Annotated in this window: 24 protein-coding genes and 1 other RNA gene; 13 read left to right on the forward strand and 12 right to left on the reverse strand. The window is 55.3% G+C overall.

Annotation, left to right across the window (positions count from 1 at the left end; translation table 11 throughout):
* Nucleotides 1–10: 10 nt before the first annotated feature.
* On the reverse strand, nt 11–1,423 hold the full coding sequence (gene uxaC, locus ACMGGX_RS06905) for a glucuronate isomerase (RefSeq protein ID WP_126785746.1): 1,413 nt from the start codon (nt 1,421–1,423) through the stop codon (nt 11–13).
* Nucleotides 1,424–1,898: 475 nt separating this feature from the next.
* Between uxaC and ACMGGX_RS06910 the strand changes: the two genes are divergently transcribed.
* The 11 genes from ACMGGX_RS06910 (at nt 1,899) to ACMGGX_RS06960 (ending at nt 9,255) form a co-directional block, all read left to right on the forward strand.
* Complete coding sequence (locus ACMGGX_RS06910) at nt 1,899–3,197, forward strand: MFS transporter (RefSeq protein WP_420298223.1); 1,299 nt, start codon at nt 1,899–1,901, stop codon at nt 3,195–3,197.
* Nucleotides 3,198–3,371: 174 nt separating this feature from the next.
* Complete coding sequence (gene exuR / locus ACMGGX_RS06915; protein ID WP_023309288.1) at nt 3,372–4,148, forward strand: transcriptional regulator ExuR; 777 nt, start codon at nt 3,372–3,374, stop codon at nt 4,146–4,148.
* A gap of 344 nt (nt 4,149–4,492) precedes the next feature.
* A complete protein-coding gene (yqjA, locus tag ACMGGX_RS06920; protein ID WP_023309289.1) occupies nt 4,493–5,155 on the forward strand; it encodes a DedA family general envelope maintenance protein YqjA in 663 nt (220 codons plus the stop codon).
* A gap of 2 nt (nt 5,156–5,157) precedes the next feature.
* Nucleotides 5,158–5,541, forward strand: coding sequence for an EnvZ/OmpR regulon moderator MzrA (gene mzrA, locus ACMGGX_RS06925; RefSeq protein WP_348561717.1), 384 nt, complete (start codon nt 5,158–5,160; stop codon nt 5,539–5,541).
* A 141-nt stretch (nt 5,542–5,682) separates the two neighbouring features.
* On the forward strand, nt 5,683–6,051 hold the full coding sequence (locus ACMGGX_RS06930; protein ID WP_023309291.1) for a DUF1090 domain-containing protein: 369 nt from the start codon (nt 5,683–5,685) through the stop codon (nt 6,049–6,051).
* Between the two features lie 31 nt (nt 6,052–6,082).
* On the forward strand, nt 6,083–6,388 hold the full coding sequence (locus tag ACMGGX_RS06935; RefSeq protein WP_008503141.1) for a DUF883 family protein: 306 nt from the start codon (nt 6,083–6,085) through the stop codon (nt 6,386–6,388).
* A gap of 1 nt (nt 6,389) precedes the next feature.
* Entirely contained in the window at nt 6,390–6,782 is a 393-nt protein-coding gene (locus ACMGGX_RS06940; RefSeq protein WP_023333540.1) for a phage holin family protein, read from the forward strand.
* A gap of 2 nt (nt 6,783–6,784) precedes the next feature.
* Nucleotides 6,785–7,081: a YqjK-like family protein gene (locus ACMGGX_RS06945; RefSeq protein WP_039260464.1), complete on the forward strand. Its 297-nt coding sequence runs from the start codon at nt 6,785–6,787 to the stop codon at nt 7,079–7,081.
* Nucleotides 7,082–7,332: 251 nt separating this feature from the next.
* Nucleotides 7,333–7,725, forward strand: a complete 393-nt coding sequence (locus ACMGGX_RS06950; RefSeq protein ID WP_208283138.1) for a DoxX family protein — start codon at nt 7,333–7,335, stop codon at nt 7,723–7,725.
* Nucleotides 7,726–7,796: 71 nt separating this feature from the next.
* A complete protein-coding gene (locus ACMGGX_RS06955; RefSeq protein ID WP_348561715.1) occupies nt 7,797–8,783 on the forward strand; it encodes a glutathione S-transferase family protein in 987 nt (328 codons plus the stop codon).
* 106 nt (nt 8,784–8,889) lie between these two features.
* On the forward strand, nt 8,890–9,255 hold the full coding sequence (locus ACMGGX_RS06960) for a DUF805 domain-containing protein (RefSeq protein ID WP_029739660.1): 366 nt from the start codon (nt 8,890–8,892) through the stop codon (nt 9,253–9,255).
* A gap of 47 nt (nt 9,256–9,302) precedes the next feature.
* On the opposite strand, the gene ACMGGX_RS06965 is transcribed toward ACMGGX_RS06960, so the two are convergent.
* Complete coding sequence (locus tag ACMGGX_RS06965) at nt 9,303–10,205, reverse strand: LysR family transcriptional regulator (RefSeq protein WP_029739659.1); 903 nt, start codon at nt 10,203–10,205, stop codon at nt 9,303–9,305.
* Between the two features lie 104 nt (nt 10,206–10,309).
* Here ACMGGX_RS06965 and ACMGGX_RS06970 point away from each other — a divergent pair, with 104 nt between their 5' ends.
* The gene (locus tag ACMGGX_RS06970) at nt 10,310–11,011 is read left to right on the forward strand and encodes a pirin family protein (RefSeq protein ID WP_023309295.1); all 702 of its coding nucleotides are present in this window, start codon (nt 10,310–10,312) and stop codon (nt 11,009–11,011) included.
* Nucleotides 11,012–11,092: 81 nt separating this feature from the next.
* Here ACMGGX_RS06970 and ACMGGX_RS06975 read toward each other — a convergent pair whose 3' ends face one another.
* The 9 genes from ACMGGX_RS06975 to garL all read right to left on the reverse strand — a co-directional run bounded on the left by ACMGGX_RS06975 (nt 11,093) and on the right by garL (nt 21,350).
* The gene (locus ACMGGX_RS06975; RefSeq protein ID WP_033146727.1) at nt 11,093–11,503 is read right to left on the reverse strand and encodes a Spy/CpxP family protein refolding chaperone; all 411 of its coding nucleotides are present in this window, start codon (nt 11,501–11,503) and stop codon (nt 11,093–11,095) included.
* Nucleotides 11,504–11,654: 151 nt separating this feature from the next.
* Nucleotides 11,655–13,949 carry a formate C-acetyltransferase gene (gene pflB, locus ACMGGX_RS06980; protein ID WP_420298224.1) on the reverse strand — a complete coding sequence of 765 codons (2,295 nt, stop codon included), beginning with the start codon at nt 13,947–13,949 and terminating at the stop codon, nt 11,655–11,657.
* A gap of 15 nt (nt 13,950–13,964) precedes the next feature.
* On the reverse strand, nt 13,965–15,173 hold the full coding sequence (gene tdcD / locus ACMGGX_RS06985; protein WP_252046959.1) for a propionate kinase: 1,209 nt from the start codon (nt 15,171–15,173) through the stop codon (nt 13,965–13,967).
* 30 nt (nt 15,174–15,203) lie between these two features.
* Nucleotides 15,204–16,535: a threonine/serine transporter TdcC gene (gene tdcC / locus ACMGGX_RS06990; protein ID WP_029739656.1), complete on the reverse strand. Its 1,332-nt coding sequence runs from the start codon at nt 16,533–16,535 to the stop codon at nt 15,204–15,206.
* A gap of 9 nt (nt 16,536–16,544) precedes the next feature.
* On the reverse strand, nt 16,545–17,534 hold the full coding sequence (gene tdcB, locus ACMGGX_RS06995; RefSeq protein WP_348561712.1) for a bifunctional threonine ammonia-lyase/L-serine ammonia-lyase TdcB: 990 nt from the start codon (nt 17,532–17,534) through the stop codon (nt 16,545–16,547).
* A gap of 100 nt (nt 17,535–17,634) precedes the next feature.
* A complete protein-coding gene (tdcA, locus tag ACMGGX_RS07000; RefSeq protein ID WP_008501504.1) occupies nt 17,635–18,555 on the reverse strand; it encodes a transcriptional regulator TdcA in 921 nt (306 codons plus the stop codon).
* Nucleotides 18,556–19,231: 676 nt separating this feature from the next.
* Nucleotides 19,232–19,608: RNase P RNA component class A (rnpB, locus tag ACMGGX_RS07005), an RNA gene on the reverse strand.
* Between the two features lie 59 nt (nt 19,609–19,667).
* A complete protein-coding gene (garR, locus tag ACMGGX_RS07010) occupies nt 19,668–20,558 on the reverse strand; it encodes a 2-hydroxy-3-oxopropionate reductase (protein ID WP_348561711.1) in 891 nt (296 codons plus the stop codon).
* Between the two features lie 21 nt (nt 20,559–20,579).
* Entirely contained in the window at nt 20,580–21,350 is a 771-nt protein-coding gene (garL, locus tag ACMGGX_RS07015) for a 2-dehydro-3-deoxyglucarate aldolase (RefSeq protein ID WP_202761719.1), read from the reverse strand.
* A 373-nt stretch (nt 21,351–21,723) separates the two neighbouring features.
* Between garL and garD the strand changes: the two genes are divergently transcribed.
* Complete coding sequence (gene garD, locus ACMGGX_RS07020) at nt 21,724–23,295, forward strand: galactarate dehydratase (RefSeq protein WP_420298225.1); 1,572 nt, start codon at nt 21,724–21,726, stop codon at nt 23,293–23,295.
* Nucleotides 23,296–23,368: 73 nt separating this feature from the next.
* Here garD and ACMGGX_RS07025 read toward each other — a convergent pair whose 3' ends face one another.
* Nucleotides 23,369–24,172: a DeoR family transcriptional regulator gene (locus ACMGGX_RS07025; RefSeq protein WP_348561709.1), complete on the reverse strand. Its 804-nt coding sequence runs from the start codon at nt 24,170–24,172 to the stop codon at nt 23,369–23,371.
* Nucleotides 24,173–24,421: the final 249 nt, after the last annotated feature.

The following is a 24,421-nucleotide window of genomic DNA, read 5'->3' on the forward strand; positions in this document are numbered from 1 at the left end:
TCAAACGGCCTTAGTTCAGTTCAATGGCGAAGTAGTCACGCGCATTGTTAAAGCAGATGTTTCTCACCATTTCGCCCAGCAGCTGAATATCCGCTGGCGCTTCGCCTGCGTGCACCCAGCGGCCAATCATCTGGCACAGAATGCGGCGGAAGTATTCATGACGGGTATAGGACAGGAAGCTGCGGCTGTCGGTCAGCATGCCGACAAAGCGGCTCAGCAGGCCCAGCTGCGCGAGCTGCGTCATCTGACGCTCCATACCGTCTTTCTGATCGTTGAACCACCAGCCGGAACCGAACTGCATCTTGCCCGGCATCCCTTCGCCCTGGAAGTTGCCGACCATGGTACCCAGCACTTCGTTATCGCGCGGGTTCAGGCAGTACAGGATGGTTTTAGGCAGCAGGTTTTGTTCGTTCTGTTTGCTCAGCAGTTTTGACAGCTCTTCCGCCAGCGGACGATCGTTGATGGAGTCGAAGCCCACGTCAGCGCCGAGCAGTTTGAACTGGCGCTGGTTGTTATTGCGCAGCGCGCCGATGTGGTACTGCTGTACCCAGCCGCGACGCGCGTATTCCGCACCGAGGAATACCAGCACCGCCGTTTTGAACTGCGCCACTTCGTGCTCGCTTAAGCCTTCGCCGGAGAGACGACGCGCCAGAATGCTGTCCAGCTCGGCTTCGTTTGATTCCGCAAACAGCACCACGTCCAGCGCGTGGTCAGACACTTTACAGCCGTGCGCCGCGAAGTGATCCAGACGTTTGGTCAGCGCGGTTTGCAGATCGGTGAAACGACGGATGTCGGTATCCGACACTTCCGCCAGCTTCGCCATGTAGTCGGTGAAGGTGGCCTGCTCAATGTTGAAGGCTTTGTCCGGGCGCCAGCTTGGCAGCACTTTGATATCGAAAGAGGTGTCTTTCGCGACAACGGCATGATGCTCCAGAGAGTCGATCGGATCGTCGGTGGTGCCCACCATCTTCACGTTCATCTGCTTCATGATGCCGCGCGCGGAGAAGTTATCCTGCGCCAGCAGCGCGTTGCAGCGATCCCAAATTTCATCCGCGGTCGTTGGGGAAAGCAACTTGCCGGTGATGCCAAACGGACGGCGGAGCTCAAGATGGGTCCAGTGGTAAAGCGGGTTGCCGATAGTGTGCGGAACGGTTGCCGCCCAGGCGTCAAACTTCTCGCGGTCGGTCGCATCGCCGGTACACAGGCGCTCAGCCACGCCGTTGGTGCGCATGGCACGCCATTTGTAGTGGTCACCCTTCAGCCAGATGTCATACAGGTTTTTGAAGCGATAATTTTCGGCAACCTGCTGCGGCGGTAAATGGCAGTGGTAGTCGAAAATCGGCTGGTCTTTTGCGTAGTCGTGGTACAGGCGGCGAGCAAATTCGGTATCTAACAGAAAATCTTCGGTCATAAACGGCGTCATTATCGTCTTCCTCATTACGGGAGCGCAGAAAGCGTATGTTCATATGCTGCAAAGTTATCACACCAATTTCCACCAACCGAAGCTTTTTTCGTGAGTGAGATCAATAAACGTCAACAAATAAATTACCCTCAATGAAGTAAACCCTTCTGCAGACCCCGCCAGTACTGGCTTTGCGCGCGACGATTAATGTCCCCACAAAGAATCATACATTTGTGATGTCACTCACCTTTTAAAGCTGTATGACAAGTTATCTTTTCGCCGTCGCAAACTATAAGCCGACGGAATGCATTACCGGTGTGAGAGACATCGGGTTTAACGGTACGGATACCGACTTATGCACGCTTACTTATGGCAAGGTTCGGGCCGTTCCGGGACATGCTCCTGGTTACGCCCCTCCCGTTACACAACTGCTCCCGGAAACGGTTGAGAGGTTGCCGTGCTCTGGCGCGGAAATAACATAACGATGAGGTTTTAGATGCGTAAAATTAAAGGGTTACGTTGGTATATGATCGCACTGGTGACGTTAGGCACCGTGCTGGGCTACCTGACGCGTAACACCGTGGCAGCAGCAGCGCCAACGTTGATGGAAGAGCTGCATATCTCCACGCAGCAATACTCCTACATCATTGCCGCCTATTCCGCGGCGTATACCATCATGCAGCCTGTTGCGGGCTATGTGCTGGATATTCTCGGTACCAAAATCGGTTATGCCTTCTTCGCCATCGCCTGGGCGGTGTTCTGCGGCGCAACCGCGCTGGCAGGCAGCTGGGGTGGACTGGCGCTGGCGCGCGGTGCGGTCGGTGCGGCAGAAGCCGCGATGATCCCGGCGGGTCTGAAGGCCAGCTCAGAGTGGTTCCCGGCGAAAGAGCGTTCTATTGCCGTCGGCTACTTCAACGTGGGCTCGTCCATCGGGGCGATGATAGCGCCGCCGCTGGTGGTGTGGGCGATCGTGATGCACAGCTGGCAGATGGCGTTCATCATATCTGGCGTGCTGAGCTTTGCCTGGGCGATGGCGTGGTTGGTTTTCTATAAACACCCGCGCGATCAGAAAAAACTGTCTGAAGAAGAACGTGAATACATCATTGGCGGTCAGGAAGCGCAGCATCAGACCAACAACGGCAAAAAAATGACCGTCTGGCAGATCCTGGGCACCCGTCAGTTCTGGGGTATCGCCCTGCCGCGTTTCCTGGCTGAACCGGCCTGGGGTACCTTTAACGCGTGGATCCCCCTGTTCATGTTTAAAGTCTACGGCTTTAACCTGAAAGAGATCGCGATGTTCGCCTGGATGCCAATGCTGTTCGCTGACCTGGGCTGTATCGTGGGCGGCTACCTGCCACCGCTGTTCCAGCGCTGGTTTGGCGTGAACCTGATCGTTTCCCGTAAGATGGTGGTAACCATGGGCGCGCTGCTGATGATCGGCCCGGGCATGATCGGCCTGTTCACCAGCCCGTACGTCGCCATTGCCCTACTGTGCATCGGTGGCTTTGCGCACCAGTCCCTGTCCGGCGCGCTGATTACGCTCTCGTCTGACGTCTTTGGTCGTAACGAAGTGGCAACCGCCAACGGTCTGACCGGCATGGCCGCCTGGACCGCGAGTACGATGTTCGCACTGGTGGTCGGCGCGCTGGCGGATACCATCGGCTTCAGCCCGCTATTCGCGGTGCTGGCGATCTTCGACCTGATGGGTGCGGTGATTATCTGGACGGTGCTGAAAAGCAAATCGGCAGAGGAGCTGGCGAAAGAGTCCCTCGGCAAACCGGCTACGCAGAGTTAGCAACCATTTTTCCGCCGGGTGGCGCTACGCTTACCCGGCCTACAAAACCCTTAGGCCCGTGCAAGCGAAGCGCCGCCGGGCATTTAAAGGCCGGCTTTTTTAATGGCAAAATCTGGAGAGTGACACGCAAAAGTGGTATAACAAATCATCTGCCGTACCCTGCCTGGAGCGCATATGGAAATCACCGAACCACGTCGTTTATATCAACAACTTGCTGCGGAGCTGAAAGATCGCATCGAGCAAGGGGTCTATCTTGTCGGTGATAAACTTCCCGCCGAGCGCTTTATCGCGGATGAAAAAAGCGTCAGCCGCACCGTGGTGCGTGAAGCGATTATCATGCTGGAAGTGGAAGGCTACGTTGAGGTACGCAAAGGCTCCGGCATTCACGTGATTTCTAATCTGCCGAAACACTCTCCCGTCGCGGACGAAAGTCTGGAATTCGCCAGCTATGGCCCCTTCGAGCTGCTCCAGGCTCGCCAGCTGATCGAAAGCAATATTGCTGAGTTTGCGGCGACGCAGGTGACCAAGCAGGACATCATGAAGCTGATGGAGATCCAGGAGAATGCCCGTAAGGAAAAATGTTTCCGCGATTCAGAGTGGGATCTTCAGTTCCACGTTCAGGTCGCCCTGGCAACCCAAAATACGGCGCTGGCTGCAATCGTTGAAAAAATGTGGACTCAGCGCGTTCACAACCCGTACTGGAAAAAACTGCACGACCATATCGATTCCCGTACCGTCGACAACTGGTGCGACGATCACGATCAAATCCTTAAGGCGCTGATTCGTAAAGATCCGCATGCCGCCAAGCTGGCGATGTGGCAGCACCTGGAAAACACCAAGCAGATGCTGTTCAACGAAACCAGCGATGACTTCGAATTTAACGCTGACCGCTATCTTTTTGCCGATAATCCGGTTGTTCATCTCGATACGGCTTCCAGTGCCGCAAAATAGATGACCTTTCTGCTGGCAGGCGCTACGTTGCGCCTTCCGGCTTAGATGGGTAAGCAAAACATATATAGTGTCAGCCTTTGTAAATCCCCTCGCTCACTTCCTGGGCTTACGCCAAAATCACCTCAACCCTGCAAATTCTGTGACGCAGAACGTTGGGCTTTGTTACAATTGGATTCAATTCCTTATTTTGTAAGTTAGTGCTTGCTAACCAGCCAATTAACAGGGAACAGTGTTGGCCACACCGCAATGTGTCCGCGAGCGACCATAATGAAATCACAACAACGTCGCCGTGCTGTTTGTCCCGGATAACAGGCGTGACGTTAACCGATTTCCAGGAACACTGAATGGAACTTTTGACCCAACTGCTGCATGCCCTCTGGGCGCAGGATTTTGAAACGCTGGCCAACCCTTCCATGATTGGCATGCTCTATTTCGTCTTGTTTATGATCCTGTTCCTTGAGAACGGTTTGCTGCCTGCTGCCTTCCTTCCCGGTGACAGTTTGCTGGTGCTTGTCGGCGTGCTGTGTGCCAAAGGGGCGATGGCGTTTCCACACACCATTTTATTACTGACCGTTGCGGCAAGCCTCGGCTGCTGGGTGAGCTATATCCAGGGAAGATGGCTGGGCAATACCCGTATCGTCCAGAACTGGCTCTCTCATCTTCCCGCGCATTATCACCAGCGGGCGCACCACCTGTTCCACAAGCACGGGCTTTCCGCGCTGCTGATTGGCCGCTTTATCGCCTTTGTTCGCACCCTGCTGCCGACCATTGCCGGTCTGTCGGGGTTGAGCAGCGCGCGCTTCCAGTTCTTTAACTGGATGAGCGGCCTGCTATGGGTGCTTATTCTGACGACGCTGGGCTATGCGCTGGGTAAAACGCCGGTCTTTATGAAATATGAAGACCAGCTGATGTCCTGCCTGATGCTGCTGCCTGTGGTTCTGCTGGTCTTCGGCCTGATTGGCTCACTGGTTGTCCTGTGGAAAAAGAAATACGGAGCCAGAGGCTAACAATGGTTATCTCACCGCCCGCCCTGCGCCGTTTTGCCGTTGCCGCGATTACGCTGATCGTCCTCAGCGCCATGCTGCTGGCATGGAGCGCGCTTTCACATCAGGAATCGACGCTGGCCATCCGCCCGGTAAACCAGGGCGCCAGCGTGCCTGACGGTTTTTCTGTCTGGCATCATCTGGATGCGAACGGGATCCGCTTTAAGAGCATTACCCCGCAGGACGATGTTTTACTGATCAAGTTTGATTCCCGTGCGCAAAGTGCCGCCGCGAAAGTGGTTCTCGATCGTACGCTGCCGCACGGGTATATCATTGCCCAGCAGGAAGATGACAGCCAGCCTGCAGCCTGGCTGTCATTGATTCGCGATACGTCGCATCGGTTTGGATAACTTCCAGGATTCCGAATCTTTTCACTCACTTTGGTGAATCCCCCGTTTACTTACTATGCTTAAGTACGCGGAGCACCCCTCAATGTACTCCGCATAACTTTGGATAGCGGCTACGCCGCAACACAATGGAAGGTTTCGATAATGAAATTCCGCATGACTCTGGCTCTGGCCCTTTTTTCTTTAAGCACAGCATCCTTCGCTAACTCTCTCTGTCAGGAGAAAGAACAGGATATTCAGCGTGAGATCGGTTATGCCGAAAAGCATAACAATCAGCACCGTGTTGATGGTCTTAAAAAAGCGCTGAGCGAAGTGAAAGCGAACTGTTCAGACAGCAAGCTTCGTGCCGACCACAAGAAGAAAATCGCTGAACAGAAGGACGAGATAGCCGAGCGCCGTCGCGACCTGCAGGAAGCGAAAGAGAAAGGAGATGCGGAAAAAATTGCTAAGCGCGAGAAGAAGTTGAAAGAAGCGCAGGATGACCTGAAAGCGCTGGAAGCTCGCGATTATTGAGTTAACGGAAATCTCAACAGGAGAGAGAATCATGTCAAAAGATACGACGTCTGAACATCTGCGCGCTGAACTGAAATCCCTGGCCGATACCCTTGAAGAGGTGCTGAACTCCTCTGCTGACAAGTCAAAAGAAGAGGTCAGCAAGCTGCGCAGCAAGGCGGAGCAGGCGCTGAAAGAGAGCCGCTATCGCCTGGGTGAAACCGGTGATGCGCTGGCGAAACAGACCCGCGAAGCGGCTGCCCGCGCGGACGAATATGTGCGTGATAATCCATGGACGGGTGTAGGGATTGGTGCCGCAGTGGGTGTGGTACTGGGTGTCCTTCTGACGCGTCGTTGATATGGAAGATCCTCGTCACGCACAAGGGCCTGCTAACAACGTCCTCGGCATCGGCCAGCGTATTTTAACGACGCTGGTCGGGATTGCCGAAACGCGCGTCCGGCTGGCAGTGGTCGAGCTGGAAGAGGAGAAAGCGAACCTCTTCCAGATGCTGCTGATGCTCGGGCTGACCATGCTCTTCGCCGCGTTTGGTCTGATGAGCCTGATGGTGTTAATCATCTGGGCCATCGATCCGCAGTATCGTCTTAACGCGATGATTGCCACCACCGTCGTACTGCTGGTCGCCGCGTTGATAGGCGGTATCTGGACGCTGCGTAAAGCGCGCAAGTCCACTTTCCTGCGCCATACGCGTCAGGAGCTGGCGAACGATCGCGCTCTGCTGGAGGATGACTAGCCGTGAGCGATAAAGCCGAACGTCAAAAGCGAAAAGCGTACCTGTTAAGCCAGATCCAGCAGCAACGGCTGGATCTGTCTGCCAGTCGTCGCGACTGGATTGACGCGACGCGACGGTTTGACCGGGGCTGGAATACCGTCCTGAGCCTGCGTTCGTGGGCGCTGGTCGGCAGCAGCGTGATGGCTATCTGGTCCGTTCGTCATCCGAATATGCTGATCCGCTGGGCTCGTCGTGGGTTTGGCGCCTGGAGCGCCTGGCGTCTGGTGAAAGCAACGTTGCGGCAGCAGCAGCTGCGGTGATAAAAGCAAAACGGTAACTCAGGTTACCGTTTTTTGTTTTTGCGTCATCTTCCCGTGGGAAGGGTTGGGTGAGGGCACCCGCGCGCACGCCTCCTTACTCAATATCTTTGAAGAAGATTGACAGTTTTCCTTGCTAACAATTACCACCCGCCCCGTTTATTATCCTCTCCATCGACAGCAACGCCGCGGTATCTACCCGGAATTGCAGACAAATAATGTTCAGCCGCTCATGTGGTTTCCTGGAGAGTAAAATGAAAAAATTAGAAGATGTTGGTGTACTGGTCGCGCGTATTCTGATGCCAATTCTGTTCATCGTGGCAGGTTGGGGAAAAATCACCGGTTATGCGGGTACCCAGCAGTATATGGAAGCCATGGGCGTTCCGGGGTTCCTGCTGCCGCTGACTATTCTTCTTGAGTTCGGCGGCGGCCTGGCGATACTGTTCGGCTTCCTGACCCGCACTACCGCGCTGTTTACCGCAGGCTTCACCGTGCTGACAGCGTTCATCTTCCACAGCAACTTTGCGGAAGGCGTGAACTCTCTGATGTTCATGAAAAACCTGACCATCGCGGGTGGCTTCCTGCTGCTGGCCGTCACTGGCCCGGGCGCATACAGCATCGACCGCGTTCTGAATAAGAAGTGGTAAGCACGCTATACTGAATGAACACAAAGCGAGGAGACATCTCCTCGCTTTTGCTATCTGACGGAGGAGAAAAAATGGGACAACTCGTAGACGGCGTATGGCAGGATGTCTGGTATGACACCAAATCCACCGGAGGTCGCTTCAAGCGCTCAGTTTCGGCCTTCCGTAACTGGCTAACCGCCGACGGCGCGCCAGGCCCGAGCGGCGCAGGCGGCTTCGCGGCTGAGAAAGACCGTTATCATCTTTATGTTTCGCTTGCCTGCCCGTGGGCTCACCGCACGCTGATTGTGCGCAAGCTTAAAGGTCTCGAATCCTTAATTCCGGTTTCGGTCGTGAACCCGCTGATGCTGGAAAACGGCTGGACGTTTGACAGTGATTTCCCCGCGGCGACCGGCGACGATCTTTACCACCACGATTTCCTTTACCAGCTCTATCTGCGCGCCGATCCCCATTACACCGGGCGCGTTACCGTGCCGGTCCTGTGGGACAAGAAAAACCAGACGATTGTCAGCAATGAGTCTGCGGAAATCATCCGCATGTTCAATACCGCGTTTGACGCGCACGGCGCCCGTGCCGGAGATTACTATCCGGCTGAGCTGCGTGAGAAAATTGACGAGCTGAACGGCTGGATTTACGACAACGTCAACAACGGTGTCTACAAGGCCGGTTTCGCCACCAGCCAGGAAGCGTATGACGAAGCGGTCGGAAAGGTGTTTGAATCGCTTGAGCGTCTCGAGCAGATCCTGGGCCAGCATCGCTACCTGACGGGCGATCGCCTGACGGAAGCGGACATTCGCCTGTGGACCACGCTGGTTCGCTTCGATCCGGTCTATGTCACCCACTTTAAGTGCGACAAGCACCGCATCAGCGACTACCTGAATCTGCATGGTTTCCTGCGCGACATCTACCAGATGCCGGGTATTGCCGACACGGTCGACTTCGACCATATTCGCACCCACTATTTCCGCAGCCACAAAACCATCAACCCGACGGGTATTATCTCCATTGGGCCATGGCAGGATCTGGATGAACCTCACGGGCGCGACGTCCGATTTGGTTAAATATTAAGGGCATCAATGGATGCCCTTTTTTAATTCACAATCTCCATCTATCCTTACCTCGATCGCTTAGAAAACAAGTGATTGACTGACTAATGAGGCAAGGAAAATGGACTGGTATTTAAAAGTACTGCGTAACTACATTGGATTTGGTGGTCGTGCCCGCCGGAAAGAGTACTGGATGTTCGTTCTGGTGAACTTCATTCTCATTATGGTGCTGGGTATTGTGGATAAAATTCTTGGCTGGGAGCGGGCTGGCGGTGAAGGCGTGCTGACCACCATTTATGGCCTGTTGGTCCTGCTGCCATCATGGGCGGTGCTGTTCCGTCGACTGCACGACACCGATCGTTCAGCGTGGTGGTTATTGCTGCTGCTGATCCCGATTATTGGCTGGATCGTGATTTTGATCTTCAACTGCCAGAGCGGGACGCCGGGCGAAAACCGCTTTGGTCCGGATCCTAAGATCGGCGCATAAAAAAAGCCCGGTGGCGCTTACGCTTACCGGGCCTACCAATTACGATTTTATTTATTGTATTGCGTGAAAAGCTTCGGAATTTCGCGTAAACACCATGATTTGGCTTCGCCCATGCTGTCACGGCGCCACGCCATAATGATATCCACCTCGTGGCTATATTCCGGGCTGACTACGCGCAGCCGCCCTTCAGCAATGTCCTTTTCGACAAACGGGTACGGCATGGTCGCCACGCCCAGACCGGCCAATAGCGCCTGCCGTTTGTCTTCCAGCGAGGTCACCGTCAGGCGAGGCTGCTTATCCAGCAGCTGCACCGTCAGCACCGGACGCTCGCGCGCGGTATCCGCTACCGCCACGCCGCGATACTTCACGCGCGTCACTTCAGAGAGCGGCTCCGGCTCCTGGTGAATCGGGTGATTGGGTGCGGCAACATAGACGTTCATCACGCTGTAGAGCTTGCGCGAGTTGATTTCCGATGAGGAACGGAAGTGCATGTCCGGCGCAATCACAATATCCGCCCTGCCCGTTTCCAGACGTTCCCACGCGCCTGCCAGCACCTCGGTGATGATTGACAGCTGCGTATTGGCCTTCGCCGCCAGGCGGTCCACCAGCGGGAACAGCGCTTCAGTCGGCACCAGCGCTTCGGTAACTAACGTCAGATGGGTTTCCCAGCCGCGCGCCAGCGCTTCGGCGTCCGTCGTGAGCTTGTCCGCCGCTTCCAGCAGCACGCGGCCGCGCTCCAGCAGCATTCGCCCCACGTTGGTGAATTTTGTTCGATGACCGGAGCGGTCAAACAGCACCACGTCCAGCTCTTCCTCCAGCTTCTGCATGGTGTAGCTTAGCGCAGACGGAACGCGCCCCAGCTCATCTGCCGCCGCCGCAAAACTGCCGCGCCGGTCAATCGCGTCCATGACGCGAAGCGCCTCAAGCGTCAATGCTCTCTCTTTAGCCATCTCGTTCTCATTCAGGAAATTTGAACATACCGGGCAGAATATCTGGCTAACAATGCAGCGTCCATACCTTTACCATTGTTTTAGTGTAAAGAGAGGTCAAGTTTATGATTACGACAAGAACAGCTAAACAGTGCGGACAAGCCGATTTCGGTTGGCTGCAGGCCCGCTACACCTTTTCCTTTGGACACTACTTTGACCCTAAACTCCTCGGTTACGCTTCACTGCGCGTGTTGAATCAGGAAGTGCTCGCCCCGGGCGCCTCCTTCCAGCCGCGTACGTACCCGAAAGTCGATATCCTGAACCTGATCCTGGAAGGCGAGGCAGAATACCGCGATAGCGAGGGCAATCATGTCCAGGCAAAGGCTGGCGAAGCGTTGTTAATTTCCACGCAGCCGGGCATCAGCTACAGCGAACATAACCTCAGCAAAGATAAAACGCTGACCCGTATGCAGCTGTGGCTGGACGCCTGCCCCGAGCGGGAAAATCCGCTGGTACAGAAGTTAGATTTAACGGGCGATAAGCAGCAGCTGATTGCATCGCCGGACGGCAGTAAAGGTAGCCTGCAGCTGCGCCAGCAGGTGTGGCTGCACCATATCGAACTGAAGAAAGGTGAACAGGCGAGCTTCCAGCTTCATGGTCCGCGCGCCTATTTACAGTCTATTCACGGTACGGTACATGCGGTGACGCACACGGAAGAGAAAGAAGCGCTCACCTGCGGCGACGGGGCGTTTATTCGTGATGAAGCGAACATCACCCTGGTGGCGGATACGCCGCTTCGCGCGCTGCTGATTGATTTGCCGGTTTAAAGAATGCCCTCACCCTAACCCTCTCCCAACGGGAGAGGGAACCGATCGATCCACGGCAGAATCATCATGCGACGTACGCAATCACTCTGCCAGCGCGTTAGCCATATCGGTTCTAATCTGCTTACGCTGTTCCGGCGTCAACACCTGGCTGACGTCGAAGTAATATTTCACGCGGTAATAGCGAGTCTGCTCTTCAATTTTGCTAAAGGCAGCAAGCTGGCTTTTCACCGTGCTTTCGTCCCATTTACCCGCCTGGAACATGTCGATCAGCGCGCCGTCCTTCACGCCCGTCATCGGGATCTTGCTGACATTTTGTTCCAGTTGCTTATGCAGATCTTCAATCTTCTTAACCTGCTCATTGCTAAGCTTCAGGTGCTGTACCAGCGGATCCTGCGAGGGAGACGGGGCAGCCTCAACGTTCGCGGCCTGTGCCGTAAAACTGCACGCTGCCAGCGAGGCGGCGACCAGCGCAATACGGGTCATTTTCATCATCTTACTGTCCTTACATGCTGTGATAGGGAAAAGCAGGCGTATTGTTTTTCAAGAGCGGATGAATATGTGTGAATAATTATATAAACAATTTTGTATGTTTAGCGGGCAAAAAAATGCCCCCAGGGTGAGGGGGCATGAGACCTGAATGTCATCAGATAGATTGCGTAAACGTCCTCGAAATCACATCCTGCTGCTGCTCGCGCGTCAGGGCGTTAAAACGCACCGCATAGCCTGAAACGCGGATCGTCAGGTTCGGGTAATTCTCGGGATGCGCGATGGCATCGAGGAGCATTTCCCGGTTCATGACGTTGACGTTCAAATGCTGCCCGCCCTCAATGGACGCTTCGTGATGGAAGTACCCGTCCAGCAGCCCCACCAGGTTGGTTTTGCGCACCAGCTCGTCCTTGCCCAGCGCCTGCGGCACGATGGAGAAGGTGTAGGAGATCCCGTCTTTCGCATAGGTGAACGGTAGCTTGGCCACCGACGTTAGCGAGGCCACGGCCCCTTTTCTGTCGCGGCCGTGCATCGGGTTCGCGCCAGGCGCAAACGGCGTACCGCCGCGGCGTCCGTCCGGCGTGTTCCCGGTCTTCTGGCCGTACACCACGTTGGAGGTAATGGTCAGGATCGACTGGGTTGGCACCGCGTTGCGGTAGGTTGGCAGCGCCTGAATTTTCTTCATAAAGCGCTCCACCAGATCGCAGGCGATGCTGTCCACGCGGTCGTCGTTATTGCCGTACTGCGGGTAGTCCCCTTCAATCACGAAATCGACCGCCAGACCGGTGTGGTCGCGCACCGGCTTCACCGTGGCGTATTTAATGGCCGACAGGGAGTCCGCCGCCACCGACAGCCCGGCAATGCCGCAGGCCATAGTGCGATAGACGTCCCGGTCGTGGAGCGCCATCAGCGAGGCTTCGTAGCTGTACTTATCATGCATGTAGTGAATGAGGTTCAGGGCGCTGATGTACTGCACCGCCAGCCAGTCCATAAAGTGATCGAGGCTCGCCATCACGGTATCGTAATCCAGCACGTCATCCAGCAGCGGCTCGGTTTTCGGGCCGACCTGGATCTTCAGCTTCTCGTCCACCCCGCCGTTGATCGCGTAAAGCAGCGTTTTGGCGAGGTTGGCGCGCGCGCCAAAGAACTGCATCTGCTTGCCGATCACCATCGGGCTGACGCAGCAGGCAATGGCGTAGTCGTCGCTGTTGAAGTCCGCACGCATCAGATCGTCGTTCTCATACTGCAGCGAAGAGGTGACGATCGACACCTGAGCGGCGTATTTCTTGAACGCGATCGGCAGTTGTTCAGACCAGAGGATCGTCAGGTTCGGCTCCGGCGCAGGCCCCATGGTGTGCAGCGTGTGCAGATAGCGGAAGCTGTTTTTGGTCACCAGCGTGCGCCCGTCCAGCCCCATGCCGCCGATCACTTCCGTCGCCCAGATCGGATCGCCGGAGAAGAGCGTGTCGAACTCCGGCGTGCGCAGGAAGCGCACCATGCGGATCTTCATGATGAAGTGGTCGATCAGCTCCTGCGCCTGGACTTCATTCAGGCGCCCCGCCTCCATGTCGCGTTCAATGTAGATATCGAGGAACGAGGCCGTGCGTCCCAGCGACATCGCCCCGCCGTTCTGGGATTTCACCGCTGCAAGGTAGGCAAAATAGACCCACTGCACCGCTTCCTGGGCGTTCATCGCCGGACGTGAGATATCAAAGCCATAGTTCTCCGCCATCTGCTGGATCTGCAGCAGCGCGCGCCTGTGCTCCGCCAGCTCCTCACGCAGGCGGATCGTCGCCTCCAGATCTTCACCGCGCTCCAGCCTGCCCTGCAGATCGGCAAACTGAAGTTCGCGCTCGCGCACCAGATAAGCGATCCCGTACAGCGCCACGCGGCGATAGTCGCCGATGATGCGTCCGCGCCCGTAGCCGTCCGGCAAGCCGGTCAGTACGCCGGATTTACGGCAGCGCATCATCTCCGGCGAATAGACGTCAAACACGCCCTGGTTGTGGGTTTTGCGCAGCTCGGTAAACAGGTATTCGAACTGCGGATCCATCTCCCGGCCATAGGCTTCGAACGAGCTGCGGATCATGTTGATCCCGCCATACGGATGCAGCGCGCGCTTGAGCGGCTTATCGGTTTGCAGACCGACGATCGTCTCCAGATCCTGGTCGATGTAGCCCGGCCCGTGGGCCGTAATGGTGGTGGCAATGTTGGTGTCAAAATCCACCGGGGCGTGGGTGGCATTCTCCTGGCGAATGCCGACCATTACCTTCTGCCACAGCGCCGTCGTTGCTGGCGTCGCCTGCGCGAGGAAAGCTTCATCGCCTTCATAAGGGGTGTAGTTATGCTGAATAAAATCGCGGACGTTGACGGTGTTTTTCCATTCTTCACCGCGAAACCCGGCCCATGCGTCGCTGTAGGGCGCGACGCCCGTATCGATTGTTACTTTCATGTGATTCTCGCTTTATCAGGCGTAAGCCGCGGCCGGGGTAACCTTTCCAAGACGGAGGGCGTCCAGCGCGATCATTTTTTCTTCGTTGGTAGGGACCACCGCGCAGGCCACGCGGGACGATTCGGTGGAGATCACGCGCTCTCCCGCGCTCCCCGGCAGGGCATTTTTGGCGTCGTCGAGGATGATGCCGAAAACTTTCAAATGTTCCGCCACCAGCGCGCGGACAAGCTTCGAGTTTTCGCCAATGCCGCCGGTAAAGACCACCCCATCCAGGCGGTGCAGCGACGCCGCGTGCCCGGCGATATGCCGCGCAATGCGGTGAACGAAGGTATGGATAGCCAGCTGCGCCCGCTCGTTGCCTTCGTGCCAGGCTTTCTCCAGCGCGCGTAAATCTGAGGAGATACCGGAGATCCCCAGCAGCCCGGACTCTTTATTGACCACGCGCTCCAGATCCTCGAACGACTGGCCGGTCTGCTGGGCAATCCACGCCATCGCGCCGAAGTCCACATCGCCGCAGCGCGTCCCCATTACCAGCCCTTCCAGCGGCGTCATCCCCATCGAGGTGTCGACGCTTTCGCCGTTGCGCACCGCGCAGATGGACGCCCCGTTGCCGAGATGGGCAATCACCAGCCCGCTGTCATCGGGGGACAGCCCGAGAAGCGTATGCGCCTGCGCGGCCACGTAGCGGTGAGAAGTGCCGTGGAAGCCGTAGCGGCGCACGCCCAACTCTTCAAAATAGCGGTACGGCAATCCGTACAGATACGCCTGCGGCGGCAGCGTCTGGTGGAAGCTGGTATCAAATACCGCCACCTGCTGCACGCCCGGGAACAGGCGCTCTGCGGCTTCCACGCCGCTCAGGTTGGCGTAGTTATGCAGTGGCGCCAGCGGGGAAACCTGTCGGATCTGCGCGATCGCCTCTTCCGTAATCAGGGTCGACTCGCTGAAGAGGTCGCCGCCGTGCGCAATGCGGTGGCCAATTAAGGCCACGCTGCTCATCAGGTTACGCTTCTCCAGCTCCAGGGCGATGGCAGCCAGCGCCCCTTCGTAGTCCTGGTGAGCCAGTCTGGCTGGCTCACCCCCGTTCACGGAAATAAAGGCCTTCTCGGTATTGATCCCGTCTGCAATGCCCGTCATCAGGGCATCGCAGCTGCTGGCGTCGAGCACCGAAAACTTAACAGAGGACGATCCGCAGTTAATAACCAGTACAACCGGAAACTCAATCATCATGTGACTCCGCTCTTCCTGAGCAATGGGTTAGAACAGTTTGTAAACGATATTCAGAATGGTCAGCAGGCCGACCGCGGTAACGAAGATGTTCTCGGTACGCCCTTTATATTTCGCCAGCGCCGGTGCCTTGCGGATGGCGTACATCGGCAGCAGGCACAGCAGAGAGGCGATGATTGGCGCACCCATGGCTTCAATAAGGTCCAGAATGTTCGGGTTGGCGTAGGCCACAACCCAGGTGGAGCCCATGATGAACACCATGCTGATGGTGTTCAGCTTGCCAACGGAGACTTTCTTCTTATCGCCCTTGTAGCCGAACTTGAGGATCAGGCCGTTCAGCCCTTCCAGCGTGCCCAGGTAATGACCGAAGAAGGATTTGAAGATAGCGACCAGCGCGATGATGGAGGCACCGTATTCGAGCACCGTCGCGAACGTCGATTTGGTTCCTGACATTGACGCAAAGTGGTTCGCCAGGTAAGAGAGCACCGGAATGTTCTGCGCCTTAGCGTCCGCCATGTTCTGCGGAGAGAGCGTAAACAGGCAGCTAAAGGCGAAGAACATCACCACGGCCACCATCAGCAGGCTGGCGCGACCAATGATTTTGGAACATTTCTGCTCGGTAAACGCTTTACCGAACTCCGGCTCGTACTCTTCGCGCTTGGAGACCACAAACGAGGAGACGATAGGCGAGAAGTTGAAGGAGAAGACCATGATGGAGATACCCAGCCACACCGTGACCAGAATGCCGTCATGACCGGTGAAGGCGATATCGCTCAGGTTGACCTGGTCAATCACCGCCGAGTTCCAGTAAGGGATCAGCGACAGGGAAATCAGCACCAGGCTGGCGATAAACGGGAACACCAGGAAGCTCATGACCTTCACCATCAGGTCTTTACCAAACCAGATAACAAAGGCCATCAGCAGCAGCAGGAACAGCGCCACCACGCCGCGGTTCAGCGCAGGCAGCTGGAGCTGGTTTTCCCAGAAGGTCATAAAGGTGTTGGTAATGGTTACGCCGTAAATCCACAGCAGCGGGCAAATGGCGAAGAAGTATAGGAAGGTGATCACCACCCCGCCGGTTTTACCAAAGTGCTCTTCCACCGTTTCGGTGATGTTGCCCGAGACGTTGCTGCCGGAGAGGCACAAACGCGCCAGCGCGCGGTGGCAGTAAAATGCAATCGGGAACGCGAGAACCAGCATCAGCAGGATAGGGATCAATCCACCAAAGCCTGCGCGAATGGGGAAGAACAGCACGCCTGCGCCAATGGCGGTACCAAACAGGCCAAGCGTCCAGGTGGTATCAGACTTACGCCAGGAGGACGTTTTTGTCTGGCCAACGATAATGCTTTCTGTGTTGCTCATAGGTCACCTTTATGCGTCAACGAAGCCGGTAATTTGGGAAACACGGGAGAGATCGATATTGCCGCCGGAAATAATGCAGACGGTTTTACGACCCTGAATATAGCGATCGAGCTTGCCGCTTAATAACGCGGCACAGGCCAGCGCGCCGGCACCTTCCGTCACCACTTTATTTCGCTGAATAAGCGCGATCATGCTGTCGCGAATGTTGTCTTCGCTGACCAGCACAATGTCATCAACTAATTCCCGAACAATTTCGAAGGTTAATTTACCGGGACGAGAAACATCGCAGCCGTCCGCTAATGTTCCGGTAACGCGATGGTTGACGATTTCCCCGGTCTGATACGATGCCGCCATGCCGTGAACATTTTCTGACTGCACGCCGATGATATTAATGGTCGGGTTGATAGATTTAATCGCCGTGGCAATCCCGGCAATTAATCCGCCGCCGCCGATAGGCACAATGACGTTATCCACGTCGTATAAATCTTCGAGGATTTCCAGGCCGATGGTGCCTTGGCCGGCAATCACTTTCGGGTCATCGTATGGCGGAATAAAAATGCGCCCTTCCATCTCGACGATTTCGCTGACTTTGGCAATGGTGTCGTTGAAGTTCTCGCCGTGCAGCACAACTTCCGCCGAGTAGTCGCGCGTCGCGGCCACTTTAGACTTCGGCGCACCCATCGGCATCACCACTTTGCCGTCGATGCCGAGCATCGCGCAGGAGAGGGACACACCCTGCGCGTGGTTCCCTGCGGAGCAGGCGACAACGCCTTTGCGTTTTTCAGCGTCGGTCAGCGAGCTTAATTTGTTAAACGCGCCGCGGATCTTAAACGAGCCGGTACGCTGCATGTTCTCAAACTTCAGGAATATTTCGCCCTTACAGCGTTCGCTGAGATAATTCGAACGTGGCATACCGGTTTTATATATTTTTCCTGCCAGTCGTTTTCTGGCGTCCTGAATATCTTCAATCGTTACCGGGAGATCGTAGGTAATATGCATAATATCCTCGTTATAATAATTCATTCTTTTCAGGCAAAGTCAGGGTATCAGAGCGTTACAGAGATAAGCTCTGGGTGTTTTTAAAATGATTACTTATTATTCATCGTCGTCTTTCGATATTCATCGACGAATACTGTTTTGCCAGCTCAACTAATACTGACGCCGACTTTTTAATCCTGTAATTTTTTGACCACACGGCGGCATAACGCGCCACGGGTAATTCATCTTCCACGGGCAGCACAATAAACTGGTCGGAACCGAACGGGGCAATCATGTCGCGGGGAATGACCGTCAGATAATCGGCATTCAGCACGAGGTTATAAATGGTGACGACGGAATCGGTCTGGACGATGTTTTCGATGCTGATGTGGTTGTCTTGCAGAGTAGTCAGAAGTTCTTTGTAGTAGCCCATATCGGTTTGCGGCATCACCCACTGCTCGTGCGTGAGCGATGCCAGTGTCGTCGGGCCGGTGCACGTTCGCGTTTTGCTGGCGACCAGCACAAACTCGGACTCAAACAGCGGTTCGACGTGCAGATCCTGCAGCAGCATTTCATCGCTTAGCGTGCCGATAGCGAAATCCAGACGACCGTCGCGAATGGCCGGAAGGAAAGAGGAGAGCTGGGCTTCATACATCGAGACGCGTGCTTTCGGGAACACTTCCTTGAATTTTTTGATCATCTCGGACAGGAAGGTAAAGCCGATCAGCGAGGGGTAGCCAAAGGAAACGTCCATAACGGTGCTGAAACTCAGGCTGTTAATCTCACTCACCATGTTTTTCATTTCGCGGGTGATCGACTCTGAGTACGAGAGCAGAACCTGACCCGCGGCAGTGAGTTTTACGCCGGTGTTTTTACGCACCATCACTTCCACGCCGAAGTAGGACTCAATATCGCTGATGATTTTGCTGACGGCGGGTTGCGTCAGGCCAAGCTGTCTTGCTGCAGAACCTATGGAGCCACTTTTAATGACTTCCTGAAATACCACGAGGTGCTGTGTTTTCGGTAGAATAATAGTGTTCATAATATTCTGCGCTTATTTCCCTATGACGGAGCGGATTCTACCTAATAGTGTTTAAGGGGGTATGTGCTGTCACTCACAATTTGCTTTTTCGCACGCTTCGCAGGAACAACAACAACCAAAAAACACATTTATTATCAATAACATGAATAAATACAGCCACACCATTACGCTGATATCGATCAATAAAAGCAGTAGTAATAAATTTATTTTATGGCGATAACCTTGATAAATTTCTCAGCGTTAAAAAAATCAATAAAGACGATCTTTCAGGCAATTAAAGACCAATAAATAACCGCTATTTGTTTGAAACATTCTTTCAATTTATTAAATTTTTCCGACGCAAATTTTCAGGTTTGCGGAAAAGAGTGGAATGCGTCACATATTCACAGGAGAAATGTATTTGATTTCAATATATGCATATCAAACGAGAAAAGATTCGCGATCATAAAGGTAACAAACATAACAAATTATCAATACTGAAAATCGTGTGTTTTTTAGCGCGAAATTTTGTGATGCCGATCGTCTACAGGTACAGGATCGATACGAAAGGTATAAAAGCAGTGAAATGTGCTTAATGTCGCAAATATGAGAATTGATGTCGTTTGTCCGGCGCTGCGCTTACCCGTCCAGCATCACCTGGAAAGCAAAAACCCCGCCGAAGCGGGGTTTTTTAAGAAGTTGAAGCTGACCGATAAGCCGGGTTCTGTCGTGGACAGTCATTCATCTAGGCCAGCAATCGCTCACTGGCTCAAGCAGCCTACCCGGGTTCAGTACGGGCCGTACCTTGTGAACCCCTATTTGGCCTTGCTCCGGGTGGAGTTTACCGTGCCACGGACTGTTACCAGCCGCGCGGTGCGCTCTTACCGCACCCTTTCACCCTTACCTGATCCCGCTTGCGCGGGCCATCGGCGGTTTGCTCTCTGTTGCACTGGTCGTGGGTTTCCCCCCCAGGCGTTACCTGGCACCCTGCCCTATGGAGCCCGGACTTTCCTCCCCTCCGCCCGTCTCCCCCGAAAGGGACGACGACGAAGCGGCGACTGTCTGGTCAGCTTCGGCGCGCAGTATAGAGGGTTTGCGCGCCGCTGTCACCCTAAGGTGTGAGCAAGGCGTGATTAACGCGCCACTTCCACCTTCGCCAGTTTTTCGTAGTAGCACGCAATCGCGCTGTGATCGGCCGTGCCCAGGCCATCGGCACGCAGCGCCTGCATCATCTCCATGACCGCTGCGGTCAGCGGCAGCTGTGCGCCCACGCCGTGAGACGTATCCAGCGCGTTCGCCAGATCTTTAATATGCAGGTCGATGCGGAAACCGGGTTTGAAATTACGATCCATGACCATCGGCGCTTTGGCATCCAGCACGGTACTGCCCGCCAGACCGCCGCGAATGGCCTGATAGACCAGATCCGGGTTGACGCCCGCTTTGGTTGCCAGCGTCAGCGCCTCGGACATGGCGGCAATGTTCAGCGCCACAATCACCTGGTTTGCCAGCTTGGTCACGTTACCCGCCCCGATGTCCCCGGTATGCACCACGGAGCCCGCCATCGCTTTCATCATGTCGTAGTATCTATCGAAAACGGCTTTATCGCCGCCGACCATCACCGACAGCGTGCCGTCGATCGCTTTCGGCTCTCCGCCGCTGACCGGCGCATCCAGCATATCGACACCCTTCGCTTTTAACGCCTCGCTGATTTCACGGCTTGCGAGCGGTGCAATAGAGCTCATATCAATCAGCACCAGGCCCGGCTTCGCACCGTCGATAATGCCGTTTTCCCCCAGCGCAACCTCTTTAACATGCGGGGAGTTGGGCAGCATGGTGATGATGACATCGCACTGCTCGGCAATGGCCTTCGCGGTGGTGGCCGTTTCAGCGCCCGCCGCTATCACCTCTGCCACGGCCTGCGGATTGTGATCGGATACCACCAGTGAGTAACCCGCTTTGATGAGGTTCTTACTCATTGGTTTACCCATGATGCCCAGGCCAATAAAACCCACTTTCAGCGTCATAATCTGTTTCCTCAATGATGGTTATTTTTTAAAAGCGTCGGCTAATTTCTGCGTGGCTGCGCGGAATACGCCGAGGTCGCTGCCGACGGCTACAAACGTGGCTCCCCACTCCAGATAGCGACGGGCATCAGCCTCAACCGGCGCCAGAATGCCGCACGGTTTGCCGTGAGCTTTAGCGCGGGCAAAGATGTGCTGGATCGCGCGCTGCACGTCAGGGTGGCTGGCGTTACCCAGATGGCCAAAGGCGGCAGCCAGATCGCTTGGGCCGACGAAGATACCGTCCACGCCGTTTGTGGCTGCAATCGCGTCAACGTTATCAACGCCCTGCTGGCTCTCGATCTGAACCAGAATGGTGATGTTGTTATTGGACTGCGCGAAATAGTCCGGCACGGTGCCAAACATATTGGCGCGATGCGAAACGGAAACGCCGCGGATCCCTTCTGGCGGATAGCGCGTAGAGGCTACGGCCAGGGCCGCTTGTTCTTCCGTCTCCACAAACGGGATCAGGAAGTTGTAGAAACCGATATCCAGCAGGCGCTTGATAATTACCGGCTCGTTGGTGGGCACGCGCACTACCGGGGCGCTGGGGCTGCCTTTCAGCGCCATCAGCTGCGGAATAAAGGTGCTGATATCGTTCGGCGCATGTTCGCCGTCCAGCACCAGCCAGTCAAAACCGGCCAGGCCCAGCACTTCGGTGCTGATAGGGTTTGCCAGCGCGGACCAGCAGCCAATCTGAATCTGGTGTGCCGCGAGGGCCGCTTTAAATTTATTCGGGAAGATATCGTTATTCATCGTATTTACCTTTTTAATTCGCAGCCTATATCAGCATCATTTTATTTATTCAGACACCGCACCAGCATTATATTTATTATTCTGACGTATTTTGGCGTTATAAAATCGTCATTCAGTATAAGACGCAATCCACGACCGCACATTGTTTTAATGCTCAAGTATTGCGTTACACTTCGATAAATTTTTTTGCATATGCACAAGGCGCTGGGCGCTAATGCACAGAATCAGGGATTACCGGTTCGGGAGCGATCGCGATCACATTTTCATGTTCCCTATGCTGACATGCTTTAATTCTGAAAGCCGCGTATTTATTTCTACCATTAGAAAATTGGCTGAATTTATTATCAGACACTTTGCTGGAGAATACTGAACAATGGCCGACATTGAAATTCGACAGGCATCGCCGACGGCGTTTTATATAAAAGTCCACGACACCGATAATGTGGCGATTATTGTCAACGACAATGGCTTAAAAGCGGGCACCCGCTTCCCGGACGGGCTGGAACTAGTTGAGCATATTCCGCAGGGACATAAAGTTGCCCTGGTGGATATCCCTGCTAACAGTGAAATCGTACGTTACGGTGAAGTCATCGGCTATGCCGTTCGCTCTATACCGCAGGGGAGCTGGGTTGAGGAGTCGCTGGTGGCGCTGCCGGAAGCGCCGCCGCTAAACACGCTTCCTCTGGCGACCCGCGTGCCGGAACCGCTTCCTCCGCTGGAGGGCTATACCTTCGAAGGCTACCGCAACGCGGACGGCAGCGTCGGCACCAAGAATCTGCTCGGCATTACCACCAGCGTGCACTGCGTGGCGGGCGTAGTGGATTACGTGGTGAAAATCATCGAACGCGATCTGCTGCCGAAATACCCGAACGTCAACGGCGTGGTTGGCCTGAACCACCTCTACGGCTGCGGCGTGGCGATTAACGCCCCCGCTGCCGTGGTGCCTATCCGTACCATCCACAATATCGCCCTGAACCCTAACTTTGGCGGCGAGGTGATGGTAATTGGTCTCGGCTGTGAAAAATTGCAGCCAGAGCGCCTGCTGCAGGGCACCGAAGATGTCAAAGCCATTCCGGCAGACGAGGCCAGCATCGTGCGCCTGCAGGACGAACGCCACGTGGGTTTCCGCTCAATGGTCGACGATATCCTGCAGGTGGCTGAACGCCATCTGGACAAGCTCAACAAGCGCCAGCGCGAAACCTGCCCGGCGTCTGATTTGGTAGTGGGAACACAGTGCGGCGGCAGCGATGCCTTCTCCGGCGTGACGGCCAACCCGGCGGTGGGCTATGCGTCCGATCTGCTTGTTCGCTGCGGCGCCACGGTGATGTTCTCCGAGGTGACCGAAGTGCGTGACGCCATCCATCTGCTCACGCCACGCGCCGTTAATGATGAGGTCGGCAAGCGCCTGCTCGAGGAAATGGCCTGGTACGATAGCTATCTCGATATGGGCAAAACCGACCGCAGCGCCAATCCCTCACCCGGGAACAAAAAAGGCGGCCTGGCCAACGTAGTGGAAAAAGCCCTCGGGTCGATTGCCAAATCCGGCCAGAGCGCGATTGTGGAAGTGCTCTCTCCGGGCCAGCGCCCGACGAAACGCGGTCTGATCTACGCGGCAACGCCGGCTAGCGATTTCGTCTGCGGTACTCAGCAGGTAGCTTCCGGCATTACAGTGCAGGTCTTTACCACCGGGCGCGGCACGCCGTACGGCCTGATGGCGGTGCCGGTGATCAAGATGGCGACCCGCACCGAGCTGGCAAACCGCTGGTATGACTTAATGGACATCAACGCGGGCACCATCGCCACCGGGGAAGAGAGCATTGAGGACGTGGGCTGGAAGCTGTTCCACTTCATTCTGGATGTCGCCAGCGGGCGGAAGAAAACCTTCTCGGATCAATGGGGATTACATAATCAGCTGGCGGTGTTCAACCCGGCACCAGTGACGTGATTCACATTCCCAACCGCACCGAACGGTCCCCTCTCCCCTATGGGGAGAGGGTTAGGGTGAGGGGAAAGCCCCCTTAAACCAGCACCACCTCAATCCCGCTTTTTCGCAGCCCGTCCAGACTCTCCGCCGGAATGCCTTCATCGACAATAATCATATCAATCCTTTGTGTATCAATGATTTTATGCAGGCTTGAGCGGTTAAATTTACTGGAGTCCGTGACAACGATAATACGCTCCGCAACCTCGCACATTTTGCGGTTCAGGCGGGCTTCGTCTTCGTTATGCGTACTAACGCCACGGTCGAGATCGATGGCGTCAACGCCGAGGAACAGCAGGTCAAAATGGTAATTCTGTAGCGACTGTTCTGCCTGGTCACCGTAGAAAGATTGCGACTGACGGCGAAGATGCCCGCCGGTCATCAGCAATTCCACCCCTTCCGCTTCCAGCAACGCATTCGCCACGTTCATCCCGTTGGTCATCGCAATCACGTCCGTGTGCTGGCGCAGCATGCGGGCGATTTCATACGTCGTGGTGCCGGAGTCCAGAATAATACGGTGCCCGGGTTTGACCAGCGCGGCGGCGGCCTGCGCGATACTGCGCTTCACCGCCGTATTCAGCGAGCTTTTATCCTCCACGGAAGGCTCAGCGCCCGGCATGTTGCCTTCGCAAATCAATGCCCCACCGTAAGCGCGAACGGCGATGCCCTGCTTCTCCAGGAACGCCAGATCGTTGCGGATCGTCACCGTCGATACGCCGAACAGATGAGACAGATCGTTAACCTGCACGCTTCCCTGCGCCCGCAACCGCTGAATTATCTGCTCTCGCCTTTCACTGGTGCCGGTGATGCGCTTTTCCGCGGATGAATCGGTGCTGCTCATACGAGATCCTTAATAAATAGTCTTTCGTTTCATTTCGTTTTGCCTATTAAGGCCTTTCTTTTTCGGGAATGCAAGTCCCGCCTTACGTACAGACGCAAGCCAACACTGCGCTGAAACCTTTCATTATGTTTCTTTTGTGAAACAGATCGGAAAACTATTATCTTTCGTTTTATTTTTATATCACCATGATGCAGGATTAAATGAAACAAAACGAAAGACAAGTGTCATTACCATCCGAAATGGAGAGGA

The organism is Enterobacter sp. BNK-29, from assembly GCF_048684785.1.
GTDB lineage: Bacteria > Pseudomonadota > Gammaproteobacteria > Enterobacterales > Enterobacteriaceae > Enterobacter > Enterobacter cloacae_M.

Bases quoted from the DNA above. Each gene is read 5' to 3' on its own strand.
- garR (WP_348561711.1), bottom strand. From the start codon at position 20,558: ATGACGCTGAAAGTGGGTTTTATTGGCCTGGGCATCATGGGTAAACCA.
- tdcC (WP_029739656.1), bottom strand. From the start codon at position 16,535: ATGAGCAACACAGAAAGCATTATCGTTGGCCAGACAAAAACGTCCTCC.
- yqjA (WP_023309289.1), top strand. From the start codon at position 4,493: ATGGAACTTTTGACCCAACTGCTGCATGCCCTCTGGGCGCAGGATTTT.
- uxaC (WP_126785746.1), bottom strand. From the start codon at position 1,423: ATGACGCCGTTTATGACCGAAGATTTTCTGTTAGATACCGAATTTGCT.
- ACMGGX_RS06930 (WP_023309291.1), top strand. From the start codon at position 5,683: ATGAAATTCCGCATGACTCTGGCTCTGGCCCTTTTTTCTTTAAGCACA.
- garD (WP_420298225.1), top strand. From the start codon at position 21,724: ATGGCCGACATTGAAATTCGACAGGCATCGCCGACGGCGTTTTATATA.
- ACMGGX_RS06960 (WP_029739660.1), top strand. From the start codon at position 8,890: ATGGACTGGTATTTAAAAGTACTGCGTAACTACATTGGATTTGGTGGT.
- tdcD (WP_252046959.1), bottom strand. From the start codon at position 15,173: ATGATTGAGTTTCCGGTTGTACTGGTTATTAACTGCGGATCGTCCTCT.
- mzrA (WP_348561717.1), top strand. From the start codon at position 5,158: ATGGTTATCTCACCGCCCGCCCTGCGCCGTTTTGCCGTTGCCGCGATT.
- tdcA (WP_008501504.1), bottom strand. From the start codon at position 18,555: ATGAACACTATTATTCTACCGAAAACACAGCACCTCGTGGTATTTCAG.
- ACMGGX_RS06965 (WP_029739659.1), bottom strand. From the start codon at position 10,205: ATGGCTAAAGAGAGAGCATTGACGCTTGAGGCGCTTCGCGTCATGGAC.
- ACMGGX_RS06935 (WP_008503141.1), top strand. From the start codon at position 6,083: ATGTCAAAAGATACGACGTCTGAACATCTGCGCGCTGAACTGAAATCC.
- ACMGGX_RS06950 (WP_208283138.1), top strand. From the start codon at position 7,333: ATGAAAAAATTAGAAGATGTTGGTGTACTGGTCGCGCGTATTCTGATG.
- pflB (WP_420298224.1), bottom strand. From the start codon at position 13,949: ATGAAAGTAACAATCGATACGGGCGTCGCGCCCTACAGCGACGCATGG.
- ACMGGX_RS06975 (WP_033146727.1), bottom strand. From the start codon at position 11,503: ATGATGAAAATGACCCGTATTGCGCTGGTCGCCGCCTCGCTGGCAGCG.
- ACMGGX_RS07025 (WP_348561709.1), bottom strand. From the start codon at position 24,172: ATGAGCAGCACCGATTCATCCGCGGAAAAGCGCATCACCGGCACCAGT.
- ACMGGX_RS06970 (WP_023309295.1), top strand. From the start codon at position 10,310: ATGATTACGACAAGAACAGCTAAACAGTGCGGACAAGCCGATTTCGGT.
- ACMGGX_RS06955 (WP_348561715.1), top strand. From the start codon at position 7,797: ATGGGACAACTCGTAGACGGCGTATGGCAGGATGTCTGGTATGACACC.
- garL (WP_202761719.1), bottom strand. From the start codon at position 21,350: ATGAATAACGATATCTTCCCGAATAAATTTAAAGCGGCCCTCGCGGCA.
- tdcB (WP_348561712.1), bottom strand. From the start codon at position 17,534: ATGCATATTACCTACGATCTCCCGGTAACGATTGAAGATATTCAGGAC.
- exuR (WP_023309288.1), top strand. From the start codon at position 3,372: ATGGAAATCACCGAACCACGTCGTTTATATCAACAACTTGCTGCGGAG.
- ACMGGX_RS06910 (WP_420298223.1), top strand. From the start codon at position 1,899: ATGCGTAAAATTAAAGGGTTACGTTGGTATATGATCGCACTGGTGACG.
- ACMGGX_RS06940 (WP_023333540.1), top strand. From the start codon at position 6,390: ATGGAAGATCCTCGTCACGCACAAGGGCCTGCTAACAACGTCCTCGGC.